The 22388-nt window shown below is 67.8% G+C and carries 21 protein-coding genes and 1 pseudogene; 20 read left to right on the top strand and 2 right to left on the bottom strand.

Annotated features, from left to right (window positions below):
* The first annotated feature begins 110 nt into the window (after window positions 1-110).
* From rpoB to tuf, 8 genes are all read left to right on the top strand, one after another.
* A complete protein-coding gene (rpoB, locus tag QQY24_RS12700) occupies window positions 111-3596 on the top strand; it encodes a DNA-directed RNA polymerase subunit beta (protein ID WP_301972805.1) in 3486 nt (1161 codons plus the stop codon).
* A gap of 97 nt (window positions 3597-3693) precedes the next feature.
* Window positions 3694-7593, top strand: coding sequence for a DNA-directed RNA polymerase subunit beta' (locus tag QQY24_RS12695; protein ID WP_301972804.1), 3900 nt, complete (start codon window positions 3694-3696; stop codon window positions 7591-7593).
* 631 nt (window positions 7594-8224) lie between these two features.
* A complete protein-coding gene (locus QQY24_RS12690; protein ID WP_301972803.1) occupies window positions 8225-8500 on the top strand; it encodes a hypothetical protein in 276 nt (91 codons plus the stop codon).
* A 44-nt stretch (window positions 8501-8544) separates the two neighbouring features.
* Window positions 8545-8913 carry a hypothetical protein gene (locus QQY24_RS12685; RefSeq protein ID WP_301972802.1) on the top strand — a complete coding sequence of 123 codons (369 nt, stop codon included), beginning with the start codon at window positions 8545-8547 and terminating at the stop codon, window positions 8911-8913.
* A 272-nt stretch (window positions 8914-9185) separates the two neighbouring features.
* Window positions 9186-9557, top strand: coding sequence for a 30S ribosomal protein S12 (gene rpsL, locus QQY24_RS12680; protein ID WP_003948652.1), 372 nt, complete (start codon window positions 9186-9188; stop codon window positions 9555-9557).
* Between the two features lie 2 nt (window positions 9558-9559).
* A complete protein-coding gene (gene rpsG / locus QQY24_RS12675; RefSeq protein ID WP_009330725.1) occupies window positions 9560-10030 on the top strand; it encodes a 30S ribosomal protein S7 in 471 nt (156 codons plus the stop codon).
* A gap of 39 nt (window positions 10031-10069) precedes the next feature.
* Window positions 10070-12196 carry an elongation factor G gene (fusA, locus tag QQY24_RS12670; RefSeq protein ID WP_301972801.1) on the top strand — a complete coding sequence of 709 codons (2127 nt, stop codon included), beginning with the start codon at window positions 10070-10072 and terminating at the stop codon, window positions 12194-12196.
* 156 nt (window positions 12197-12352) lie between these two features.
* Window positions 12353-13546 (top strand): elongation factor Tu, encoded by a 1194-nt coding sequence (tuf, locus tag QQY24_RS12665; protein ID WP_301972800.1) that lies wholly within the window; start codon window positions 12353-12355, stop codon window positions 13544-13546.
* A gap of 389 nt (window positions 13547-13935) precedes the next feature.
* Here the strand turns inward: tuf and QQY24_RS12660 are convergent, their stop codons facing one another.
* Both QQY24_RS12660 and QQY24_RS12655 read right to left on the bottom strand, forming a co-directional pair.
* Window positions 13936-15216, bottom strand: a complete 1281-nt coding sequence (locus QQY24_RS12660) for a lectin (RefSeq protein ID WP_301972799.1) — start codon at window positions 15214-15216, stop codon at window positions 13936-13938.
* A 220-nt stretch (window positions 15217-15436) separates the two neighbouring features.
* Window positions 15437-15936 (bottom strand): annotated as a pseudogene (locus QQY24_RS12655) (ATP-binding protein).
* A 628-nt stretch (window positions 15937-16564) separates the two neighbouring features.
* Between QQY24_RS12655 and rpsJ the strand changes: the two are divergent.
* From rpsJ to rplN, 12 genes are all read left to right on the top strand, one after another.
* Window positions 16565-16873, top strand: a complete 309-nt coding sequence (gene rpsJ, locus QQY24_RS12650; protein WP_003948644.1) for a 30S ribosomal protein S10 — start codon at window positions 16565-16567, stop codon at window positions 16871-16873.
* Between the two features lie 17 nt (window positions 16874-16890).
* Window positions 16891-17535 (top strand): 50S ribosomal protein L3, encoded by a 645-nt coding sequence (rplC, locus tag QQY24_RS12645; protein ID WP_020135811.1) that lies wholly within the window; start codon window positions 16891-16893, stop codon window positions 17533-17535.
* 8 nt (window positions 17536-17543) lie between these two features.
* On the top strand, window positions 17544-18194 hold the full coding sequence (gene rplD / locus QQY24_RS12640; RefSeq protein WP_301972798.1) for a 50S ribosomal protein L4: 651 nt from the start codon (window positions 17544-17546) through the stop codon (window positions 18192-18194).
* Window positions 18194-18613 (top strand): 50S ribosomal protein L23, encoded by a 420-nt coding sequence (rplW, locus tag QQY24_RS12635; protein WP_030601206.1) that lies wholly within the window; start codon window positions 18194-18196, stop codon window positions 18611-18613. The genes rplD and rplW overlap by 1 nt, the downstream gene beginning before the upstream one ends.
* Before the next feature lie 38 nt (window positions 18614-18651).
* A complete protein-coding gene (gene rplB / locus QQY24_RS12630; protein ID WP_301972797.1) occupies window positions 18652-19488 on the top strand; it encodes a 50S ribosomal protein L2 in 837 nt (278 codons plus the stop codon).
* A 12-nt stretch (window positions 19489-19500) separates the two neighbouring features.
* Complete coding sequence (rpsS, locus tag QQY24_RS12625) at window positions 19501-19782, top strand: 30S ribosomal protein S19 (protein WP_010036728.1); 282 nt, start codon at window positions 19501-19503, stop codon at window positions 19780-19782.
* A gap of 42 nt (window positions 19783-19824) precedes the next feature.
* On the top strand, window positions 19825-20172 hold the full coding sequence (gene rplV, locus QQY24_RS12620; protein WP_006130776.1) for a 50S ribosomal protein L22: 348 nt from the start codon (window positions 19825-19827) through the stop codon (window positions 20170-20172).
* A complete protein-coding gene (gene rpsC, locus QQY24_RS12615) occupies window positions 20172-20993 on the top strand; it encodes a 30S ribosomal protein S3 (RefSeq protein WP_301972796.1) in 822 nt (273 codons plus the stop codon). The genes rplV and rpsC overlap by 1 nt, the downstream gene beginning before the upstream one ends.
* Window positions 20994-20998: 5 nt before the next feature.
* Complete coding sequence (rplP, locus tag QQY24_RS12610; protein WP_009190136.1) at window positions 20999-21418, top strand: 50S ribosomal protein L16; 420 nt, start codon at window positions 20999-21001, stop codon at window positions 21416-21418.
* The gene (gene rpmC, locus QQY24_RS12605; RefSeq protein ID WP_007494763.1) at window positions 21418-21642 is read left to right on the top strand and encodes a 50S ribosomal protein L29; all 225 of its coding nucleotides are present in this window, start codon (window positions 21418-21420) and stop codon (window positions 21640-21642) included. Before rplP ends, rpmC begins: the two co-directional genes overlap by 1 nt.
* Complete coding sequence (gene rpsQ, locus QQY24_RS12600) at window positions 21639-21923, top strand: 30S ribosomal protein S17 (RefSeq protein ID WP_039656223.1); 285 nt, start codon at window positions 21639-21641, stop codon at window positions 21921-21923. Before rpmC ends, rpsQ begins: the two co-directional genes overlap by 4 nt.
* A 94-nt stretch (window positions 21924-22017) precedes the next feature.
* Window positions 22018-22386, top strand: coding sequence for a 50S ribosomal protein L14 (gene rplN, locus QQY24_RS12595; protein ID WP_003998823.1), 369 nt, complete (start codon window positions 22018-22020; stop codon window positions 22384-22386).
* Window positions 22387-22388 lie beyond the last annotated feature (2 nt).

Here is a 22388-nt window from a genome sequence, read left to right as displayed (position 1 = left end):
CTCATCCGAGCATCGATGACCGAGCCTCTTTGACCTGGGGTTTCCGTCTCCGCGCAGGAAGAGGGACCGGTACGCGCGTAGTGAGTCCGAGCCCTCGGAAGGACCCCCTCTTGGCCGCCTCGCGCACTGCCTCGACCGCGAATACGAACAACGGCGCCAGCACCGCCCCGCTGCGCATTTCCTTTGCAAAGATCAAGGAGCCCCTCGAGGTTCCGAACCTCCTCGCGCTCCAGACCGAGAGCTTCGACTGGCTGCTCGGCAATGACGCGTGGAAGGCTCGCGTCGAGGAGGCTCTGGAGAACGGTCAGGACGTCCCCACCAAGTCCGGTCTGGAGGAGATCTTCGAGGAGATCTCCCCGATCGAGGACTTCTCCGGGTCGATGTCGCTGACGTTCCGGGACCACCGCTTCGAGCCGCCGAAGAACTCCATCGACGAGTGCAAGGAGCGCGACTTCACGTACGCCGCCCCGCTCTTCGTCACCGCCGAGTTCACCAACAACGAGACCGGCGAGATCAAGTCCCAGACCGTCTTCATGGGCGACTTCCCGCTCATGACGAACAAGGGCACTTTCGTCATCAACGGCACCGAGCGCGTCGTGGTGTCGCAGCTGGTCCGTTCCCCCGGTGTCTACTTCGACTCCACCATCGACAAGACGTCCGACAAGGACATCTTCTCCGCCAAGATCATCCCGTCCCGGGGTGCCTGGCTGGAGATGGAGATCGACAAGCGCGACATGGTCGGCGTGCGCATCGACCGCAAGCGCAAGCAGTCGGTCACCGTGCTGCTGAAGGCCCTCGGCTGGACCACCGAGCAGATCCTCGAGGAGTTCGGCGAGTACGAGTCCATGCGCGCCACCCTGGAGAAGGACCACACCCAGGGCCAGGACGACGCGCTGCTCGACATCTACCGCAAGCTGCGCCCGGGCGAGCCCCCCACGCGTGAGGCCGCGCAGACGCTGCTGGAGAACCTCTACTTCAACCCCAAGCGCTACGACCTGGCGAAGGTCGGCCGCTACAAGGTGAACAAGAAGCTCGGCGCGGACGAGCCGCTGGACGCCGGTGTGCTCACCACCGACGACGTCATCGCCACCATCAAGTACCTGGTGAAGCTGCACGCCGGTGAGACCGAGACGATCGGCGAGTCCGGGCGCTCGATCATCGTCGAGACCGACGACATCGACCACTTCGGCAACCGCCGCATCCGCAGCGTCGGCGAGCTGATCCAGAACCAGGTCCGTACGGGTCTCGCCCGCATGGAGCGTGTCGTGCGCGAGCGCATGACCACCCAGGACGTCGAGGCGATCACGCCGCAGACCCTGATCAACATCCGGCCGGTCGTCGCCTCCATCAAGGAGTTCTTCGGCACCAGCCAGCTGTCCCAGTTCATGGACCAGAACAACCCGCTGTCGGGCCTGACGCACAAGCGTCGTCTCAACGCCCTCGGCCCGGGCGGCCTCTCCCGCGAGCGGGCCGGCTTCGAGGTCCGTGACGTGCACCCCTCGCACTACGGCCGCATGTGCCCGATCGAGACGCCGGAAGGCCCGAACATCGGTCTGATCGGCTCGCTGGCCTCCTACGGGCGGGTCAACGCGTTCGGCTTCATCGAGACGCCGTACCGCAAGGTCGTCGACGGCCAGGTCACCGACGAGGTGGACTACCTGACCGCCGACGAGGAGGACCGCTTCGTCATCGCCCAGGCCAACGCGCCGCTCGGCGACGACATGCGCTTCGTCGAGGCCCGCGTGCTGGTCCGCCGCCGCGGCGGCGAGGTCGACTACGTCGGCCCCGAGGACGTGGACTACATGGACGTCTCGCCGCGCCAGATGGTGTCGGTCGCGACCGCCATGATCCCCTTCCTGGAGCACGACGACGCCAACCGCGCCCTCATGGGCGCGAACATGATGCGCCAGGCCGTGCCGCTGATCAAGTCCGAGTCCCCGCTCGTCGGCACCGGCATGGAGTACCGCTCCGCGGTCGACGCCGGCGACGTGGTCAAGGCCGAGAAGGACGGTGTGGTCCAGGAGGTCTCCGCGGACTACATCACCACCGCCAACGACGACGGCACGTACATCACGTACCGCCTGGCCAAGTTCTCCCGGTCCAACCAGGGCACCTCGGTCAACCAGAAGGTCATCGTCAACGAGGGCGACCGCGTCATCACGGGCCAGGTGCTCGCCGACGGCCCGGCCACCCAGAACGGCGAGATGGCCCTCGGCAAGAACCTGCTCGTGGCCTTCATGCCGTGGGAGGGCCACAACTACGAGGACGCGATCATCCTGTCGCAGCGCCTCGTGCAGGACGACGTCCTCTCCTCGATCCACATCGAGGAGCACGAGGTCGACGCCCGTGACACCAAGCTCGGCCCCGAGGAGATCACCCGGGACATCCCGAACGTCTCCGAGGAGGTCCTCGCCGACCTCGACGAGCGCGGCATCATCCGCATCGGTGCCGAGGTCATCGCCGGCGACATCCTCGTCGGCAAGGTCACCCCGAAGGGCGAGACCGAGCTGACCCCCGAGGAGCGCCTGCTGCGCGCGATCTTCGGTGAGAAGGCCCGTGAGGTCCGCGACACCTCGCTGAAGGTGCCGCACGGCGAGACCGGCAAGGTCATCGGCGTGCGCGTCTTCGACCGCGAGGAGGGTGACGAGCTGCCCCCGGGTGTGAACCAGCTGGTGCGCGTGTACGTCGCGCAGAAGCGCAAGATCACCGACGGTGACAAGCTCGCCGGCCGTCACGGCAACAAGGGCGTCATCTCCAAGATCCTGCCGATCGAGGACATGCCGTTCCTGGAGGACGGCACCCCGGTCGACATCATCCTCAACCCGCTGGGCGTCCCGTCCCGCATGAACCCGGGACAGGTCCTGGAGATCCACCTCGGCTGGCTCGCCAGCCGCGGCTGGGACGTCTCCGGCCTGGCGGAGGAGTGGGCGCAGCGCCTGCAGGTCATCGGCGCCGACCAGGTCGCCCCCGGCACCAACGTCGCCACCCCGGTCTTCGACGGTGCCCGCGAGGACGAGCTGGCGGGTCTGCTGCAGCACACCATCCCGAACCGCGACGGCGAGCGCATGGTGCTCCCGTCCGGCAAGGCGAAGCTGTTCGACGGCCGGTCCGGCGAGCCGTTCCCGGAGCCGATCTCGGTCGGCTACATGTACATCCTGAAGCTGCACCACCTGGTCGACGACAAGCTGCACGCCCGCTCGACCGGCCCGTACTCGATGATCACCCAGCAGCCGCTGGGTGGTAAGGCCCAGTTCGGTGGCCAGCGTTTCGGCGAGATGGAGGTGTGGGCCCTGGAGGCCTACGGCGCCGCCTACGCGCTCCAGGAACTGCTGACCATCAAGTCCGACGACGTCACCGGCCGCGTGAAGGTCTACGAGGCCATCGTCAAGGGCGAGAACATCCCCGAGCCCGGCATCCCCGAGTCCTTCAAGGTGCTCATCAAGGAGATGCAGTCGCTCTGCCTGAACGTGGAGGTGCTGTCCAGCGACGGCATGTCCATCGAGATGCGCGACACCGACGAGGACGTCTTCCGCGCTGCGGAGGAGCTCGGCATCGACCTGTCCCGGCGCGAGCCGAGCAGCGTCGAAGAGGTCTGACGGGAGTCCGGCGGGGCCCTCGCCCACAGGGCCCCGCCGACCCCCAGGCCCCCGTATCAGACCAAAGACTTACAACCCTGAGAGGGATTGACGCATAGTGCTCGACGTCAACTTCTTCGACGAGCTCCGGATCGGCCTGGCCACCGCTGACGACATCCGTCAGTGGAGCCACGGCGAGGTCAAGAAGCCCGAGACGATCAACTACCGCACGCTCAAGCCGGAAAAGGACGGGCTCTTCTGCGAGAAGATCTTCGGTCCGACCCGGGACTGGGAGTGCTACTGCGGCAAGTACAAGCGCGTCCGCTTCAAGGGCATCATCTGCGAGCGCTGTGGCGTCGAGGTCACGCGCGCCAAGGTGCGCCGTGAGCGGATGGGCCACATCGAACTGGCCGCGCCCGTCACGCACATCTGGTACTTCAAGGGTGTCCCCTCGCGCCTCGGCTACCTGCTGGATCTGGCGCCCAAGGACCTCGAGAAGGTCATCTACTTCGCGGCGTACATGATCACGTACGTCGACGAGGAGCGCCGCACCCGCGACCTGCCCTCCCTGGAGGCGCACGTCTCGGTGGAGCGCCAGCAGATCGAGAACCGCCGCGACGCCGACCTGGAGGCCCGCGCCAAGAAGCTCGAGTCCGACCTGGCCGAGCTGGAGGCCGAGGGCGCCAAGGCCGACGTGCGCCGCAAGGTGCGCGAGGGCGCCGAGCGCGAGATGAAGCAGCTGCGCGACCGCGCGCAGCGCGAGATCGACCGCCTCGACGAGGTGTGGAACCGGTTCAAGAACCTCAAGGTCCAGGACCTGGAGGGCGACGAGCTGCTCTACCGCGAGCTGCGGGACCGCTTCGGCACGTACTTCGACGGCTCGATGGGTGCCGCGGCGCTGCAGAAGCGCCTGGAGTCCTTCGACCTCGAGGAGGAGGCCGAGAGGCTCCGCGAGATCATCCGCACTGGCAAGGGCCAGAAGAAGACCCGCGCGCTCAAGCGCCTGAAGGTCGTCTCCGCGTTCCTGCAGACGTCCAACAGCCCCAAGGGCATGGTGCTCGACTGCGTGCCGGTCATCCCGCCGGACCTGCGTCCGATGGTGCAGCTGGACGGTGGCCGCTTCGCGACCTCCGACCTGAACGACCTGTACCGCCGTGTCATCAACCGCAACAACCGCCTCAAGCGCCTCCTCGACCTCGGTGCGCCCGAGATCATCGTGAACAACGAGAAGCGCATGCTCCAGGAGGCCGTGGACGCGCTCTTCGACAACGGCCGTCGCGGCCGCCCGGTCACGGGCCCCGGCAACCGTCCGCTGAAGTCGCTGTCCGACATGCTCAAGGGCAAGCAGGGCCGCTTCCGCCAGAACCTGCTCGGCAAGCGCGTCGACTACTCGGCGCGTTCCGTCATCGTCGTCGGCCCGCAGCTGAAGCTGCACCAGTGCGGCCTGCCCAAGGCGATGGCGCTGGAGCTGTTCAAGCCGTTCGTGATGAAGCGCCTGGTCGACCTGAACCACGCGCAGAACATCAAGAGCGCCAAGCGCATGGTGGAGCGCGGCCGCACCGTCGTGTACGACGTCCTCGAAGAGGTCATCGCCGAGCACCCGGTGCTGCTCAACCGTGCTCCCACCCTGCACCGCCTCGGCATCCAGGCCTTCGAGCCGCAGCTGGTCGAGGGCAAGGCCATCCAGATCCACCCGCTCGTGTGCACCGCGTTCAACGCGGACTTCGACGGTGACCAGATGGCCGTGCACCTGCCGCTGTCCGCGGAGGCGCAGGCCGAGGCCCGCATCCTGATGCTGTCCTCGAACAACATCCTCAAGCCCGCCGACGGCCGTCCGGTGACGATGCCGACCCAGGACATGGTCCTCGGTCTGTTCTTCCTCACCACCGACGGCGAGATGCGCGACGTCAAGGGCGAGGGCCGCGCGTTCGCGTCCGTGGCCGAGGCGATCATGGCGTTCGACGCCGGCGAGCTGTCGCTGCAGTCGCGCGTGGACATCCGCTTCCCGGTGGGCACCATCCCGCCGCGCGGCTGGACCCCGCCGGCCCGCGAGGAGGGCGAGCCGGAGTGGCAGCAGGGTGACAGCTTCCGCCTGAACACCACCCTGGGCCGCGCGCTCTTCAACGAGCTGCTGCCCGAGGACTACCCGTTCGTCGACTACGAGGTCGGCAAGAAGCAGCTCTCCGAGATCGTCAACGACCTCGCCGAGCGCTACCCGAAGGTCATCGTGGCGGCGACGCTCGACAACCTGAAGGCGGCCGGCTTCTACTGGGCCACCCGTTCCGGCGTCACCGTGGCCATCTCCGACGTCGTCGTCCCCGAGGCGAAGAAGGAGATCGTCAAGGGCTACGAGGCGCAGGACGAGAAGGTCCAGAAGCAGTACGAGCGCGGTCTGATCACCAAGGACGAGCGCACGCAGGAGCTCATCGCGATCTGGACCAAGGCGACCAACGAGGTCGCCGAGGCGATGAACGACAACTTCCCGAAGACCAACCCGATCTTCATGATGGTGAACTCGGGTGCACGAGGCAACATGATGCAGATGCGTCAGATCGCCGGTATGCGTGGTCTGGTGTCGAACGCGAAGAACGAGACGATCCCGCGTCCGATCAAGGCGTCGTTCCGTGAGGGCCTGTCCGTGCTGGAGTACTTCATCTCCACGCACGGTGCCCGTAAGGGTCTGGCGGACACCGCCCTGCGCACCGCCGACTCGGGCTACCTCACCCGTCGTCTGGTCGACGTCTCCCAGGACGTCATCATCCGCGAGGAGGACTGCGGCACCGACCGCGGCCTCAAGCTGCGGATCGCCGAGCGCGGCGCCGACGGCGTGCTGCGCAAGGCGGACGACGTCGAGACGTCCGTGTACGCGCGCTGCCTCGCCGAGGACATCGTGGTCGACGGCCAGGTGCTGGCCCCGGCCGGCACCGACCTGGGCGACGTCCTCATCGAGGAGCTCGTCGGCCGCGGCGTCGAGGAGGTCAAGACCCGCTCGGTCCTGACCTGCGAGTCCGCCGTCGGCACCTGCGCGATGTGCTACGGCCGTTCGCTGGCCACCGGCAAGCTGGTCGACATCGGTGAGGCGGTCGGCATCATCGCCGCCCAGTCCATCGGTGAGCCCGGCACCCAGCTGACGATGCGCACCTTCCACACCGGTGGTGTGGCCGGTGACGACATCACCCAGGGTCTGCCGCGTGTCGTCGAGCTCTTCGAGGCCCGTACCCCGAAGGGTGTGGCCCCGATCTCGGAGGCCTCCGGCCGGGTCCGGATCGAGGAGACGGAGAAGACGAAGAAGATCGTCGTCACTCCGGACGACGGCAGCGACGAGACGGCGTACCCGATCTCGAAGCGCGCCAAGGTCCTGGTCCGCGAGGGCGACCACGTCGAGGTGGGCCAGCAGCTCACCGTGGGTGCCACCAACCCGCACGACGTGCTGCGCATCCTCGGTCAGCGCGCCGTCCAGGTCCACCTGGTCGGCGAGGTCCAGAAGGTCTACAACTCGCAGGGCGTGTCGATCCACGACAAGCACATCGAGATCATCATCCGGCAGATGCTCCGCCGCGTGACGATCATCGAGTCCGGCGACGCCGAGCTGCTGCCCGGCGAGCTGGTCGAGCGCTCGAAGTTCGAGACCGAGAACCGTCGCGTGGTCCAGGAGGGCGGCCACCCCGCCTCCGGCCGTCCGCAGCTGATGGGTATCACCAAGGCGTCGCTGGCGACGGAGTCGTGGCTGTCCGCGGCCTCCTTCCAGGAGACGACCAGGGTCCTGACGGACGCGGCGATCAACGCCAAGTCCGACTCCCTGATCGGCCTCAAGGAGAACGTCATCATCGGTAAGCTCATCCCGGCCGGTACGGGCCTGTCCCGTTACCGCAACATCCGGGTCGAGCCGACCGAGGAGGCCAAGGCCGCGATGTACTCGGCCGTCGGCTACGACGACATCGACTACTCGCCGTTCGGCACCGGCTCCGGCCAGGCCGTTCCGCTGGAGGACTACGACTACGGTCCGTACAACCAGTAAGCGAGCAGCATGAAGGGCGGCCACTTCCGGCAGGAAGTGGCCGCCCTTCGGCGTGTTCGGACCGTACGGTCCACACGGTCAACCGACTGGTCCGCAGGGGAATCGGGGAGCGATCGGTGGAGACGGCTCGTGTCTTGTGCGGCTTGGCGGCATGCCTCGTGGTCCCACTGGGCCTGGACTGGCAACGCTCGCGGCCCGGACCGGCCGCCCTTGTGGTGCTTGGCTACGGCGCCTATGCCGTCTTCCCCCCATGGACCACGTGCGGCCGTGGATCGCCCTGGGCGCGACTGTTCTGGTTGCCCTCGGGGTGATTCTCTGGCAGCACCCGGCGGAGGCCGAGCCGTGGCGCCACGGTTTCTGGGACATGCAGTTCCGGCGGCCGGGAATGTGAGCCGCACCCGAGGGAGCCGCCGCGGTGGCCGTGGGCGCTGCGATGCTCCTGTCCGTGTGAACAGCCGGCGAGGAGACGGCAGCGCTGCTCCTCGCGCTGCTGGACAGCGATCGTACGGCCGTGTCCCTCTCCGCCCTGCTCATCTCGGTGTTCGGTGGCGGCACCCTGACGAGGGCCGTCACACAGCCAGTGCGGCGGTGGTAGAGGCACTGGAGGAAGGCCCCCAGCGGGCGGGCCGCGATGGAGTTCATCAGCGGTGGGAGGGACATCGGGCGCCTTGAGCGGGGTCCGCTGTTCGCGTTCCCCGCAACAGGCCAGCCCGAAGCGGCCGCCCTGGTCCTCGCAGCCAAGCCACTCGCCAGGGTCCCCAGCGCCGAGCAGGGCAAGTACGCGTTCGAACACTTCCTGACCGGTACGCTGCCCAGTGTCATCGCAGCACTGGCGATGAGCGTGGTGGCGCGCTCGGCGGTCGGGCTGCCGGCCCTCCAGCGACGCCGGGGGATGTCTTGGAGCTGACCAGGCACCCTTTCGTCCGCGAGTTGCGCTCCTTGGAACCGCCCGTGGCCGACTATGTGGTGGCGGGCAGCGGCCCACTTCTGGCGCACGGCCTGCGCGACGTCGTCGACGACCTCGACATCGTCGCCCGAGGCGCTGCCCGGAAGACCGTGCTTGAGCTCGGAGACCCCCAGGTACCGCCTTCGGGGCACGGGAGCATGGTGACGCTGTTCGCAGGGGACCTGGAAATCTTCGATCGCTGGCTTCCCGATTCACCCGGGCCCGATCGCATGATCGAGGCCGCCGAATGCGCGCAGGGCATTCCTTTCTCGCCGCTGAGCGGGGTCTTGACCTGGAAGGAGCGGCTCGGCGGGCAGAAGGATCAGGATGACATCGAGTTGATCCGCGACTACCCGGGGCAAGCGGGCGGGTGAACCGCGCAACCCGGTAGGGCACGGCGTGTCGGTCCCACCCCCATTTGTTTTGACCGCAGCCAATGAGGTAGGTACGCTCAGACCTTGTGCCTGGGGTGTGCCCTGGCTCTCGTGCGTGCCTTGAAACCGTACGGCGAGTCGTGACCGGCCACCGTAATTCGCGCCCATTTCGCCTTGCGGCGGGAGTCTGGCGGATTCGACACACCCGACCGCGTGGGTCGGAGATGTTCCAGGTTAGCTGTACTCATCGGCACACAGAAACCGGAGAAGTAGTGCCTACGATCCAGCAGCTGGTCCGCAAGGGCCGGCAGGACAAGGTCGAGAAGAACAAGACGCCCGCACTCGAGGGTTCGCCCCAGCGTCGCGGCGTCTGCACGCGTGTGTTCACGACCACCCCGAAGAAGCCGAACTCGGCCCTCCGCAAGGTCGCGCGTGTGCGTCTGACCAGCGGCATCGAGGTCACTGCTTACATTCCGGGTGAGGGACACAACCTGCAGGAGCACTCCATCGTGCTCGTGCGCGGCGGCCGTGTGAAGGACCTGCCGGGTGTTCGCTACAAGATCATCCGCGGCTCGCTCGACACCCAGGGTGTCAAGAACCGCAAGCAGGCTCGCAGCCGTTACGGCGCCAAGAAGGAGAAGTAAGAATGCCTCGTAAGGGCCCCGCCCCGAAGCGTCCGGTCATCATCGACCCGGTCTACGGCTCTCCTCTGGTGACCTCCCTGATCAACAAGGTGCTGCTGAACGGCAAGCGCTCCACCGCCGAGCGCATCGTCTACGGCGCCATGGAGGGCCTGCGCGACAAGACCGGCAACGACCCGGTCATCACGCTCAAGCGCGCTCTCGAGAACATCAAGCCGACCCTCGAGGTCAAGTCCCGCCGTGTCGGTGGCGCCACCTACCAGGTGCCGGTCGAGGTCAAGCCCGGCCGCGCCAACACCCTGGCGCTGCGCTGGCTGGTCGGTTACTCCCGCGCCCGTCGCGAGAAGACCATGACCGAGCGTCTCCTCAACGAGCTCCTCGACGCCTCCAACGGCCTCGGTGCGGCCGTGAAGAAGCGCGAGGACACCCACAAGATGGCCGAGTCCAACAAGGCCTTCGCGCACTACCGCTGGTAGTCGCTACCCACATCGAGACCGAGAGAAGACCGAAGCCTTATGGCTACCACTTCACTTGACCTGGCCAAGGTGCGCAACATCGGCATCATGGCCCACATCGACGCGGGCAAGACGACCACCACCGAGCGGATCCTGTTCTACACCGGTGTGTCCTACAAGATCGGTGAGGTCCACGACGGCGCTGCCACCATGGACTGGATGGAGCAGGAGCAGGAGCGTGGCATCACGATCACCTCTGCTGCCACCACCTGCCACTGGCCGCTGGAGGACGTCGACCACACCATCAACATCATCGACACCCCGGGTCACGTCGACTTCACCGTCGAGGTGGAGCGCTCCCTGCGCGTCCTCGACGGTGCCGTGACGGTGTTCGACGGCGTCGCCGGCGTTGAGCCGCAGTCCGAGACGGTGTGGCGTCAGGCGGACCGCTACGGCGTTCCGCGCATCTGCTTCGTCAACAAGCTCGACCGAACCGGTGCCGAGTTCCACCGCTGCGTCGACATGATCAGCGACCGCCTGGGCGCGCAGCCGATCGTCATGCAGCTGCCGATCGGTGCCGAGGCCGACTTCAAGGGCGTCGTGGACCTGGTCCGCATGAAGGCGCTCGTGTGGTCCGCCGAGGCCACCAAGGGCGAGATGTACGACGTCGTCGACATCCCGGCCACGCACACCGAGGCGGCCGAGGAGTGGCGCGGCAAGCTGCTCGAGGCCGTCGCGGAGAACGACGAAGAGATCATGGAGCTGTACCTGGAGGGCGAGGAGCCCTCCGAGGAGCAGCTGTACGCCGCGATCCGTCGTATCACCATCGCGTCCGGCAAGGGCACCGGCACCACGGTGACCCCGGTGTTCTGCGGCACCGCGTTCAAGAACAAGGGCGTCCAGCCCCTGCTCGACGCGGTCGTGCGCTACCTGCCGTCCCCGGTCGACATCGAGGCCATCGAGGGCCACGACGTCAAGGACCCGGAGACGGTCGTCAAGCGCAAGCCGTCCGACGACGAGCCGCTGTCCGCGCTGGCGTTCAAGATCATGAGCGACCCGCACCTCGGCAAGCTCACCTTCGTCCGGGTCTACTCGGGCCGCCTGGAGTCCGGCACGCAGGTGCTGAACTCCGTCAAGGGCAAGAAGGAGCGCATCGGCAAGATCTACCGCATGCACGCCAACAAGCGTGAGGAGATCGAGTCGGTGGGTGCCGGCGACATCGTCGCGGTCATGGGCCTGAAGCAGACCACGACCGGCGAGACGCTGTGCGACGACAAGCAGCCGGTGATCCTGGAGTCCATGGACTTCCCGGCGCCGGTCATCCAGGTCGCCATCGAGCCCAAGTCGAAGGGCGACCAGGAGAAGCTGGGCGTCGCGATCCAGCGCCTGGCCGAGGAGGATCCGTCCTTCCAGGTCCACTCGGACGAGGAGACCGGCCAGACCATCATCGGCGGCATGGGCGAGCTGCACCTCGAGGTGCTGGTCGACCGCATGCGCCGTGAGTTCAAGGTCGAGGCCAACGTCGGCAAGCCGCAGGTGGCGTACCGCGAGACGATCCGCAAGGCCGTCGAGCGCGTCGACTACACCCACAAGAAGCAGACCGGTGGTACCGGTCAGTTCGCGAAGGTGCAGATCGGCATCGAGCCCCTCGAGGGCGGCGACACCTCGTACGAGTTCGTGAACAAGGTGACCGGTGGCCGCATCCCGAAGGAGTACATCCCTTCGGTGGACGCCGGTGCGCAGGAGGCCATGCAGTTCGGCATCCTCGCCGGTTACGAGATGACCGGCGTGCGCGTCATCCTCCACGACGGCGCCTACCACGAGGTCGACTCCTCCGAGCTCGCCTTCAAGATCGCCGGTTCGCAGGCCTTCAAGGAGGCCGCGCGCAAGGCTTCGCCCGTGCTCCTGGAGCCGATGATGGCCGTCGAGGTCACCACGCCCGAGGACTACATGGGTGAGGTCATCGGCGACATCAACTCCCGCCGTGGCCAGATCCAGGCCATGGAGGAGCGGGCTGGTGCCCGCGTCGTGAAGGGCCTCGTGCCCCTGTCGGAGATGTTCGGCTACGTCGGCGACCTCCGCAGCAAGACGTCGGGTCGCGCAAGCTACTCGATGCAGTTCGACTCCTACGCCGAGGTTCCGCGGAACGTCGCCGAGGAGATCATCGCGAAGGCCAAGGGCGAGTAACGCACCGCGTTCCCACGCCTTAGGCTTGACTCCGGAGCCTCACGGGGCAAACAGCCGCAAACACGGGTGTTCGCCCCGGGTTCCGGGACTTAACAGCAAAGATCACCTGGCGCCGATGAAGTAAGGCGTACAGAACCACTCCACAGGAGGACCCCAGTGGCGAAGGCGAAGTTCGAGCGGACTAAGCCGCACGTCAACATCGGCACCATCGGTCACATCGACCACGGTAAGACGACCCTCACGGCCGCCATTACCAAGGTGCTGCACGACGCGTACCCGGACCTGAACGAGGCCACCCCGTTCGACAACATCGACAAGGCGCCCGAGGAGCGTCAGCGCGGCATCACCATCTCCATCGCGCACGTCGAGTACCAGACCGAGGGCCGGCACTACGCCCACGTCGACTGCCCGGGTCACGCGGACTACATCAAGAACATGATCACCGGTGCCGCGCAGATGGACGGCGCGATCCTGGTGGTCGCCGCCACCGACGGCCCGATGCCGCAGACCAAGGAGCACGTGCTCCTGGCCCGCCAGGTCGGCGTTCCGTACATCGTCGTCGCCCTGAACAAGGCCGACATGGTGGACGACGAGGAGATCCTGGAGCTCGTCGAGCTCGAGGTCCGTGAGCTCCTCTCCGAGTACGAGTTCCCCGGCGACGACGTTCCGGTCGTCAAGGTCTCCGCCCTCAAGGCCCTCGAGGGCGAGAAGGAGTGGGTGGACTCCGTCCTGAACCTGATGAAGGCCGTCGACGAGTCGATCCCGCAGCCGGAGCGCGACGTCGACAAGCCGTTCCTCATGCCGATCGAGGACGTCTTCACCATCACCGGTCGCGGTACGGTCGTCACCGGCCGTATCGAGCGTGGTGTCCTCAAGGTCAACGAGACCGTCGACATCATCGGCATCAAGCCGGAGAAGACCTCCACCACGGTCACCGGCATCGAGATGTTCCGCAAGCTGCTCGACGAGGGCCAGGCCGGTGAGAACGTCGGTCTGCTGCTCCGCGGCATCAAGCGCGAGGACGTCGAGCGCGGCCAGGTCATCATCAAGCCGGGCTCGGTCACCCCGCACACCGAGTTCGAGGCGCAGGCCTACATCCTGTCCAAGGACGAGGGTGGCCGCCACACGCCGTTCTTCAACAACTACCGCCCGCAGTTCTACTTCCGTACGACGGACGTGACCGGCGTCGTGACCCTCCCCGAGGGCACCGAGATGGTCATGCCGGGTGACAACACCGAGATGAAGGTGGAGCTCATCCAGCCCGTCGCCATGGAGGAGGGCCTGAAGTTCGCCATCCGTGAGGGTGGCCGCACCGTGGGCGCCGGCCAGGTCACCAAGATCACGAAGTAAGTTCCGCTTGCTTCGGGTCGCCTGACCCGGGAGAGGCCCGTACGACTCCGGTCGTGCGGGCCTCTTCGCATGGGCGGCACGGCTGCGCGGCCGCCGCCGGACGGCTCCCGGGGGCTCCGCCCGGCCGGGTGGGGCGGCTTCGCGCCCGGCTGCCGCGTGCGCCCGGTGCGGGTGGCCCCGGGCCGGACACGCGGAGCGCGGTGCGTCCCGGGGCGTGGGTCCCGCGGCAGGAGCCGACGGCCGTGGGGGCGTGCCGCCCGGGGCCGCCGGCCCGCCCCGGGCGCCCGCTCCCGGCCGGTGGCCCGGGCCGGTACGCCGAAGCCCCCGGTTCGGGCCTGCTGGCGCGAACCGGGGGCTTGTGGCGGTGTGCGGGACGGTGCGGGGACGGCTCAGCCGACGGTCCACTTCTGGTTGGCGGCACCGGTGCAGGTCCAGATCTGCAACGGGGTGCCGTCGGCCGCGGAGTTGCCCGTGGCGTCGAGGCACTTGTCGGAGCCGGTGTTGGTGAGGTCGTGCGCGCCGGTGTAGGTCCACTGCTGGGCCTTGGTGCCGTTGCAGGTGTAGAGCTGCACGCGGGCCCCGTCCGCGGTCGAGCCGGCGCGGACGTCGAGGCACTTGCCCAGCGCCCGGACGGTGCCGTCGCTGCCGACGGTCCACTTCTGGGCGTCGACGCCGGTGCAGTTGTGGAGCTGGATCGGCGTCTCGTCGGCGGTCGAGGCGCCGGCGACGTCGACGCACATGCCGCCGATGCCCTTGATGGCGCCGGACGCGGTGGTGCCGCCGGTGCCGCCGCCGGAGCTGTCGGAGGCGGAGACGCGCACGTAGTCGACGGTCATCGTCTGCGGGAACTGGGTGCTGGCGTCGGGGTTGCCGGGCCAGCTGCCGCCGACGGCGAGGTTCAGGATGACGAAGAACGGGTGGTCGTAGACCCACTTGTTGCCGCCGACGTCGGCGGGGGTGCGGGTCTGGTACGTCTGGCCGTCCACGGACCACTTGATGGAGTTGGGGCTCCAGTCGACCGCGAAGACGTGGAAGTCGTCCGCGAAGGCCTTGCCGTTCGGCAGGGTGTACGGGGCGCCGATGCCGCCGCTGCCGGAGTAACCGGGACCGTGGATGGTGCCGTGGACGGTACCGGGCTCCTTGCCGATGTTCTCCATGACGTCGATCTCGCCGCTGTTGGGCCATCCGGCGGTGCCCAGGTCGTTGCCGAGCATCCAGAACGCCGGCCACATGCCCTGACCGCGGGGGATCTTGATGCGGGCCTCGAAGTGGCCGTACGCCTGCGTGAAGGTCCGGGCCGTGTTGAGGCGGGCGGAGGTGTACTGGCAGGAGCCGTACCAGCACTGGAGCCCGGAGTCGGTGTTCTTGCGGGCGGTGATGACCAGGTTGCCGTTGCCGTCGAGGGCGGCGTTGTCCCTGCTGTTCGTGTAGTACTGCAGCTCGCTGTTGCCGTTGCCGCTGCCGCCGGTCTCCAGGGTCCACTTGCCCGGGTCCGGGGCGCTGCCGGCGGCGCCGTTGAAGTCGTCGGACCAGGTCACGGCGGCCGTGGCCGCGTTGGCGCGGTTGGCGTTCGACCCGGTGGCGGTGAGGACGAGCGCCGTCACGACGGAGGCGCAGACGAGCAGCACGAGCCCGCCGAGTGACCAGCGGCGCGCGCGATGAGCAGCCATGGTGAACACACCTTGTCTGTGGGGGGTGCAGTGATGGGGGGGACAGAGTGAGTGGGGGGAACGGGGAGGGGGCGATGGGGGTTGCTGTGGGAAGTTGACCGGCCGTGTGCGGCCGTGATGGATGCTACGGACGGCCCACCCCTCGGCCAACTGCCCGATTGGTCCCTCGACCGCCCCTGAGCTGCGCCGACGCCACGCCCTAAGACGGTGTGGAGACCGGTTAACCCGTACTTAAGGCGCGCTTAAGCAGGTTGCGCTCCCCGGGGGCGGGCGCCGTCGGCACCGGAGCGCGGGGGACGGGGTCCGGCGGTGTGAGGCGCACTTCCGCCCACACGGTCTTGCGGGGGAAGCGGCCCCCGGACACCCCCAGCGGTCCGCCTGCGCTTCGACGAGCAGCAGGCCCCGGCCGGACCCGGCGTCGGGGGCGGGCCGTTGCGGCCGGGGGAGCCGTTCGCCGCGCGTGTCGGCGACCTCGACGCGGAGCGTGCCGGCGACGGCCCGGGGCGTGAGCCGGAAGCCGCGGCCCCGTACGCGTCCGTGCGGGGCCGCGTTGGCGGCCAGCTCCGCGACGATCTGGCGTGCCGGGTCCAGCGGCACCTCCCACGAGCGGAGCCGCTCGGTCGCGAGCAGCCGGGCGAGACGGGCGCCGCGCGGGGTGGGGGAGAGCCGTGCGGTGAAGGTGCGGACGGGAGCGGCGGAGTCGGCGGTCCTCCGGTTCACGCCACCCGGCGTGGCGGTGTGCGCGGACCGCGAGGAGCGACTCGGCGGGTGCGTACGGTCACTGTCCGGAGGCTGTCCGGCGTGTCCGGGGTTGTCGGGGCGGAACGCGCGGGTGGGCGGCGGACGTGCGTGCGACGGCGGGCGGAGCGCGGGCGGGCTTCGTGGCGCACGCCTCGCGGGGCCGGCGCTCCCGCGGCGGGCGGCCCGGGTTTGACCTACGTCACTCCCGGGGTAATCTCTTCGGCTCGATTGGCCAGGCACCCGCCCCGTGTGGCAGACTGTCCGAGTTGCTCGGCCGAGTGTTGATGCTGCGCGCCTCCCGCCGGGAGGACCGGAAGCGAGTCCCACAGTACTCGTCGCCCTAACTGCCTGACGGCAGCGCTGGGGCGGACGTACGGGAATCTTCCGGGAAGCGTGGGCGCGGCACCGGCCAGGCACCCGGTGGGCCTTCCGCCCCCGGCTTGCGGTTCCGGAAGGGCCGTGCGCATTCCCCGCAGGGATGTCCGGACAAGGGGCATCCGTGTCAGCGAGAGTGCGACACGCCCGACCGCGTGGGTCGGAAGGCGGAAAAACAGAGGACCGGACACCGGGTTCCAGAGCTGTAGAGAGACAGGACTACTGAGTAGCCATGGCGGGACAGAAGATCCGCATCCGGCTCAAGGCCTACGACCACGAGGTCATCGACTCCTCGGCGAAGAAGATCGTCGAGACGGTGACCCGCACTGGTGCGTCGGTCGCGGGCCCGGTGCCGCTGCCCACTGAGAAGAACGTGTACTGCGTCATCAAGTCGCCGCACAAGTACAAGGACTCGCGCGAGCACTTCGAGATGCGCACGCACAAGCGCCTGATCGACATCCTCGACCCGACCCCCAAGACCGTTGACTCTCTGATGCGACTCGACCTCCCGGCCGGTGTCGACATCGAGATCAAGCTCTGAGGGCTGGTGATCTGAGAATGGCTAAGCAGATCAAGGGCATCCTGGGCGAGAAGCTCGGCATGACGCAGGTGTGGGACGAGAACAACCGTGTTGTTCCGGTCACCGTCGTCAAGGCCGGCCCCAACGTCGTCACCCAGGTCCGCACGAACGACGTCGACGGCTACGAGTCCGTTCAGATCGCGTTCGGTGAGATCGACCCGCGCAAGGTGAACAAGCCCCTCAAGGGCCACTTCGCCAAGGCCGACGTCACTCCCCGCCGCCACCTCGTCGAGATCCGTACCGCTGACGCCAGCGAGTACACCCTCGGCCAGGAGATCACCGCCGAGGTGTTCGAGGCCGGCATCAAGGTCGACGTGACCGGCAAGAGCAAGGGCAAGGGCTTCGCCGGTGTCATGAAGCGTCACAACTTCAAGGGCCTCGGCGCCGGACACGGCACCCAGCGCAAGCACCGCTCGCCCGGTTCCATCGGTGGCTGCGCCACCCCGGGCCGCGTGTTCAAGGGCCTCCGCATGGCGGGTCGCATGGGCAACGAGCGGGTCACCACCCAGAACCTGACCGTCCACGCCGTTGACGCGGAGAAGGGTCTGCTGCTCATCAAGGGCGCGGTTCCCGGTCCGAACGGCGGCCTCGTCCTGGTCCGCACCGCGGCCAAGGGGGCCTGAGGTAACCGATGAGCACTGTTGACATCCTTTCGCCGGCGGGCGACAAGGCCGGTTCCGTCGAGCTCCCCGCGGAGATCTTCGACGCCAAGGTCAGCGTTCCGCTGATCCACCAGGTCGTCGTCGCACAGCTGGCCGCTGCCCGTCAGGGCACGCACAAGACGAAGACCCGTGGCGAGGTCCGTGGTGGCGGCAAGAAGCCGTACCGCCAGAAGGGCACCGGCCGCGCCCGTCAGGGTTCGACCCGCGCGCCGCAGTTCGCCGGCGGTGGCGTCGTGCACGGTCCCGTGCCGCGTGACTACTCGCAGCGGACCCCGAAGAAGATGAAGGCCGCCGCCCTGCGCGGTGCCCTCACCGACCGGGCGCGTCACAACCGCATCCACGTCGTCTCCGGCGTGGTCGAGGGCGAGATCTCCACCAAGGCCGCGAAGAGCCTGTTCGGCAAGATCAGCGAGCGCAAGAACCTGCTCCTGGTCGTCGAGCGCTCCGACGAGGCCGCATGGCTCTCCGCCCGCAACCTGCCCCAGGTCCACATCCTGGAGCCGGGCCAGCTGAACACGTACGACGTTCTCGTCTCGGACGACGTGGTCTTCACCCAGGCCGCGTTCGAGTCCTTCGTGTCTGGCCCCAAGGCCGCCGACACCGAAGGGAGCGAGGTCTGATGGCCATCCGTCACCCCGCTATCGCCTCGAAGGCCGCCAAGGCCGCCAAGGCCGCGCGCGTCGCCAAGGCGCGCCGCCACGCCACCGAGGGCAAGAACACCGTCGAGACGCCGCTGAGCAAGTCGTACACGGACCCCCGTGACGTCCTGCTGAAGCCGGTCGTCTCCGAGAAGAGCTACGCGCTTCTCGACGAGAACAAGTACACGTTCATCGTCGACCCGAACGCCAACAAGACCCAGATCAAGCAGGCCGTCCAGGCGGTCTTCGACGTCAAGGTCACCGGGGTCAACACGATCAACCGTCAGGGCAAGCGCAAGCGCACGAAGACCGGCTTCGGTCAGCGTGCCGGCAGCAAGCGGGCGATCGTGACCCTCGCCGAGGGCGACCGTATCGACATCTTCGGCGGTCCGACCGCGTAAGCGGGTCGGATCGTCCGATATCGGACGAGGACTGAGAAATGGGAATCCGCAAGTACAAGCCGACTACGCCGGGCCGTCGTGGCGCCAGCGTCGCCGACTTCGTCGAGGTCACGCGGTCCACGCCGGAGAAGTCGCTGGTCCGCCCGCTGCACAGCAAGGGCGGCCGTAACAACGCCGGTCGTGTGACCGTTCGCCACCAGGGTGGCGGACACAAGCGCGCCTACCGAGTGATCGACTTCCGTCGTCACGACAAGGACGGCGTGCCGGCGAAGGTCGCGCACATCGAGTACGACCCCAACCGCACCGCGCGCATCGCGCTGCTGCACTACGCCGACGGCGAGAAGCGCTACATCCTCGCCCCGCGCCACCTGCAGCAGGGCGACCGCGTCGAGAACGGTCCCGGGGCCGACATCAAGCCGGGCAACAACCTGGCCCTGCGCAACATCCCGGTCGGTACCACGATCCACGCGATCGAGCTCCGTCCCGGCGGCGGTGCCAAGCTCGCCCGCTCCGCAGGTGCCTCCGTGCAGCTGCTGGCGCGTGAGGGCGCCATGGCGACGCTCCGCATGCCGTCCGGCGAGATCCGCATGGTGGACGCGCGCTGCCGCGCCACCGTCGGTGAGGTCGGCAACGCCGAGCAGTCGAACATCAACTGGGGCAAGGCGGGCCGCAAGCGCTGGCTGGGCGTTCGCCCGACCGTGCGTGGTGTCGTCATGAACCCGGTCGACCACCCGCACGGTGGTGGTGAGGGCCGTACCTCCGGTGGCCGCCACCCCGTGTCCCCGTGGGGCAAGAAGGAAGGCCGTACTCGTTCGCCCAAGAAGGCGTCGAACAAGTACATCGTCCGCCGCCGCAAGACGAACAAGAAGCGCTAAGGACGGGTTGAGATGCCTCGTAGCTTGAAGAAGGGACCCTTCGTCGACGACCACCTGATCAAGAAGGTGGACGCCCAGAACGAAGCCGGTACCAAGAACGTCATCAAGACCTGGTCCCGTCGCTCGATGATCGTCCCGGCCATGCTCGGCCACACGATCGCGGTGCACAACGGCAAGACCCACATTCCGGTGTTCGTCACCGAGTCGATGGTCGGCCACAAGCTCGGCGAGTTCTCGCCGACGCGCACCTTCCGGGGTCACGTCAAGGACGACCGGAAGTCGAAGCGCCGCTAGTAGCGGGGTGGAATGACCATGACAGACACTGGAAGGACAACCATGGAAGCCAGGGCCCAGGCGCGGTACATCCGCGTCACGCCCATGAAGGCCCGCCGCGTGGTGGACCTTATCCGTGGCATGGACGCCACGGAGGCTCAGGCGGTCCTGCGTTTCGCCCCGCAGGCCGCGAGCGTGCCGGTCGGCAAGGTGCTGGACAGCGCCATCGCCAACGCCGCGCACAACTACGACCACACCGATGTCGACAGCCTCTTCATCTCGGAGGCCTACGTCGACGAGGGCCCGACCCTGAAGCGGTTCCGTCCGCGCGCCCAGGGCCGTGCCTACCGGATCCGCAAGCGGACCAGCCACATCACCGTGGTCGTCAGCAGCAAGGAAGGAACCCGGTAATGGGCCAGAAGGTAAACCCGCACGGGTTCCGACTCGGCATCACGACCGACTTCAAGTCGCGTTGGTACGCCGACAAGCTCTACAAGGACTACGTCAAGGAAGACGTCGCCATCCGCCGGATGATGACGTCCGGTATGGAGCGCGCCGGCATCTCCAAGGTGGAGATCGAGCGCACCCGTGACCGTGTGCGGGTGGACATCCACACCGCCCGTCCGGGCATCGTCATCGGCCGCCGCGGCGCCGAGGCCGACCGCATCCGCGGTGACCTCGAGAAGCTCACGGGCAAGCAGGTCCAGCTGAACATCCTCGAGGTCAAGAACCCCGAGACCGACGCCCAGCTGGTCGCCCAGGCCGTCGCCGAGCAGCTCTCCTCCCGCGTCTCCTTCCGCCGGGCCATGCGCAAGAGCATGCAGTCCGCGATGAAGGCCGGCGCCAAGGGCATCAAGATCCAGTGCGGCGGCCGCCTCGGCGGCGCCGAGATGTCCCGCTCGGAGTTCTACCGCGAGGGCCGCGTGCCCCTGCACACGCTCCGCGCGAACGTGGACTACGGCTTCTTCGAGGCCAAGACGACCTTCGGCCGCATCGGCGTGAAGGTCTGGATCTACAAGGGCGACGTCAAGAACATCGCCGAGGTCCGCGCCGAGAACGCTGCCGCCCGTGCGGGCAACCGCCCGGCCCGCGGTGGCGCCGACCGCCCGGCCCGTGGTGGCCGCGGTGGCGAGCGGCGCGGTCGCAAGCCGCAGCAGGCTGCCGGTGCCGAGGCCCCCAAGGCCGAGGCTCCCGCCGCCGCTCCGGCTGAGAGCACCGGAACGGAGGCCTGACCGTCATGCTGATCCCCCGTAGGGTCAAGCACCGCAAGCAGCACCACCCGAAGCGCAACGGTATGTCCAAGGGTGGGACGCAGGTTGCGTTCGGCGAGTACGGCATCCAGGCGCTGACCCCGGCCTACGTGACGAACCGCCAGATCGAGGCGGCCCGTATCGCGATGACCCGCCACATCAAGCGTGGCGGCAAGGTCTGGATCAACATCTACCCCGACCGTCCCCTCACCAAGAAGCCGGCCGAGACCCGCATGGGTTCCGGTAAGGGTTCTCCGGAGTGGTGGATCGCCAACGTCAAGCCCGGACGTGTGATGTTCGAGCTGTCGTACCCCAACGAGAAGATCGCCCGTGAGGCGCTGACCCGTGCGGCCCACAAGCTGCCGATGAAGTGCCGGATCGTCAAGCGCGAGGCAGGTGAAGCGTGATGTCGGCCGGTACCAAGGCGTCCGAGCTGCGCGAGCTGGGCAACGAGGAGCTTCTGGCGAAGCTCCGCGAGGCCAAGGAAGAGCTGTTCAACCTCCGCTTCCAGGCGGCGACGGGCCAGCTCGAGAACCACGGCCGTCTGAAGGCGGTCCGCAAGGACATCGCGCGGATCTACACCCTGATGCGCGAGCGTGAGCTGGGCATCGAAACGGTGGAGAACGCATGAGCGAGAGCAACGTGACTGAGAACAAGGAAGCGCGCGGCTTCCGCAAGACCCGTGAGGGTCTCGTCGTCAGCGACAAGATGGACAAGACCGTCGTCGTCGCCGTCGAGGACCGTGTCAAGCACGCGCTGTACGGCAAGGTCATCCGCCGTACGAACAAGCTCAAGGCCCACGACGAGCAGAACGCCGCGGGCGTCGGCGACCGCGTCCTCCTCATGGAGACCCGGCCGCTGTCCGCGACGAAGCGCTGGCGCGTCGTCGAGATCCTCGAGAAGGCCAAGTAATTCCTGCGGGGTGTCCCGCAGGACAGTTCCGCCAGGCTCCGGGGGCCGCTGAAGCGCGGCCCCCGGGGAACCGGCAGACGATCAGGAGATAGACGTGATCCAGCAGGAGTCGCGACTGCGTGTCGCCGACAACACTGGTGCGAAGGAGATCCTTTGCATCCGTGTGCTCGGTGGCTCCGGTCGCCGCTACGCGGGCATCGGTGACGTCATCGTCGCCACCGTCAAGGACGCGATCCCCGGTGGCAACGTGAAGAAGGGTGACGTCGTCAAGGCGGTCATCGTTCGCACCGTCAAGGAGCGCCGCCGTCCGGACGGCTCGTACATCCGCTTCGACGAGAACGCCGCCGTCATTCTGAAGAACGACGGCGACCCTCGCGGCACCCGCATCTTCGGCCCGGTCGGCCGGGAGCTGCGCGAGAAGAAGTTCATGAAGATCATCTCGCTCGCGCCGGAGGTGCTGTAAGC

Origin of the sequence: Streptomyces sp. TG1A-8, from assembly GCF_030499535.1 — a bacterium.
Lineage (GTDB): Bacteria > Actinomycetota > Actinomycetes > Streptomycetales > Streptomycetaceae > Streptomyces.
This window is presented reverse-complemented; position numbering and strand designations above follow the sequence as displayed.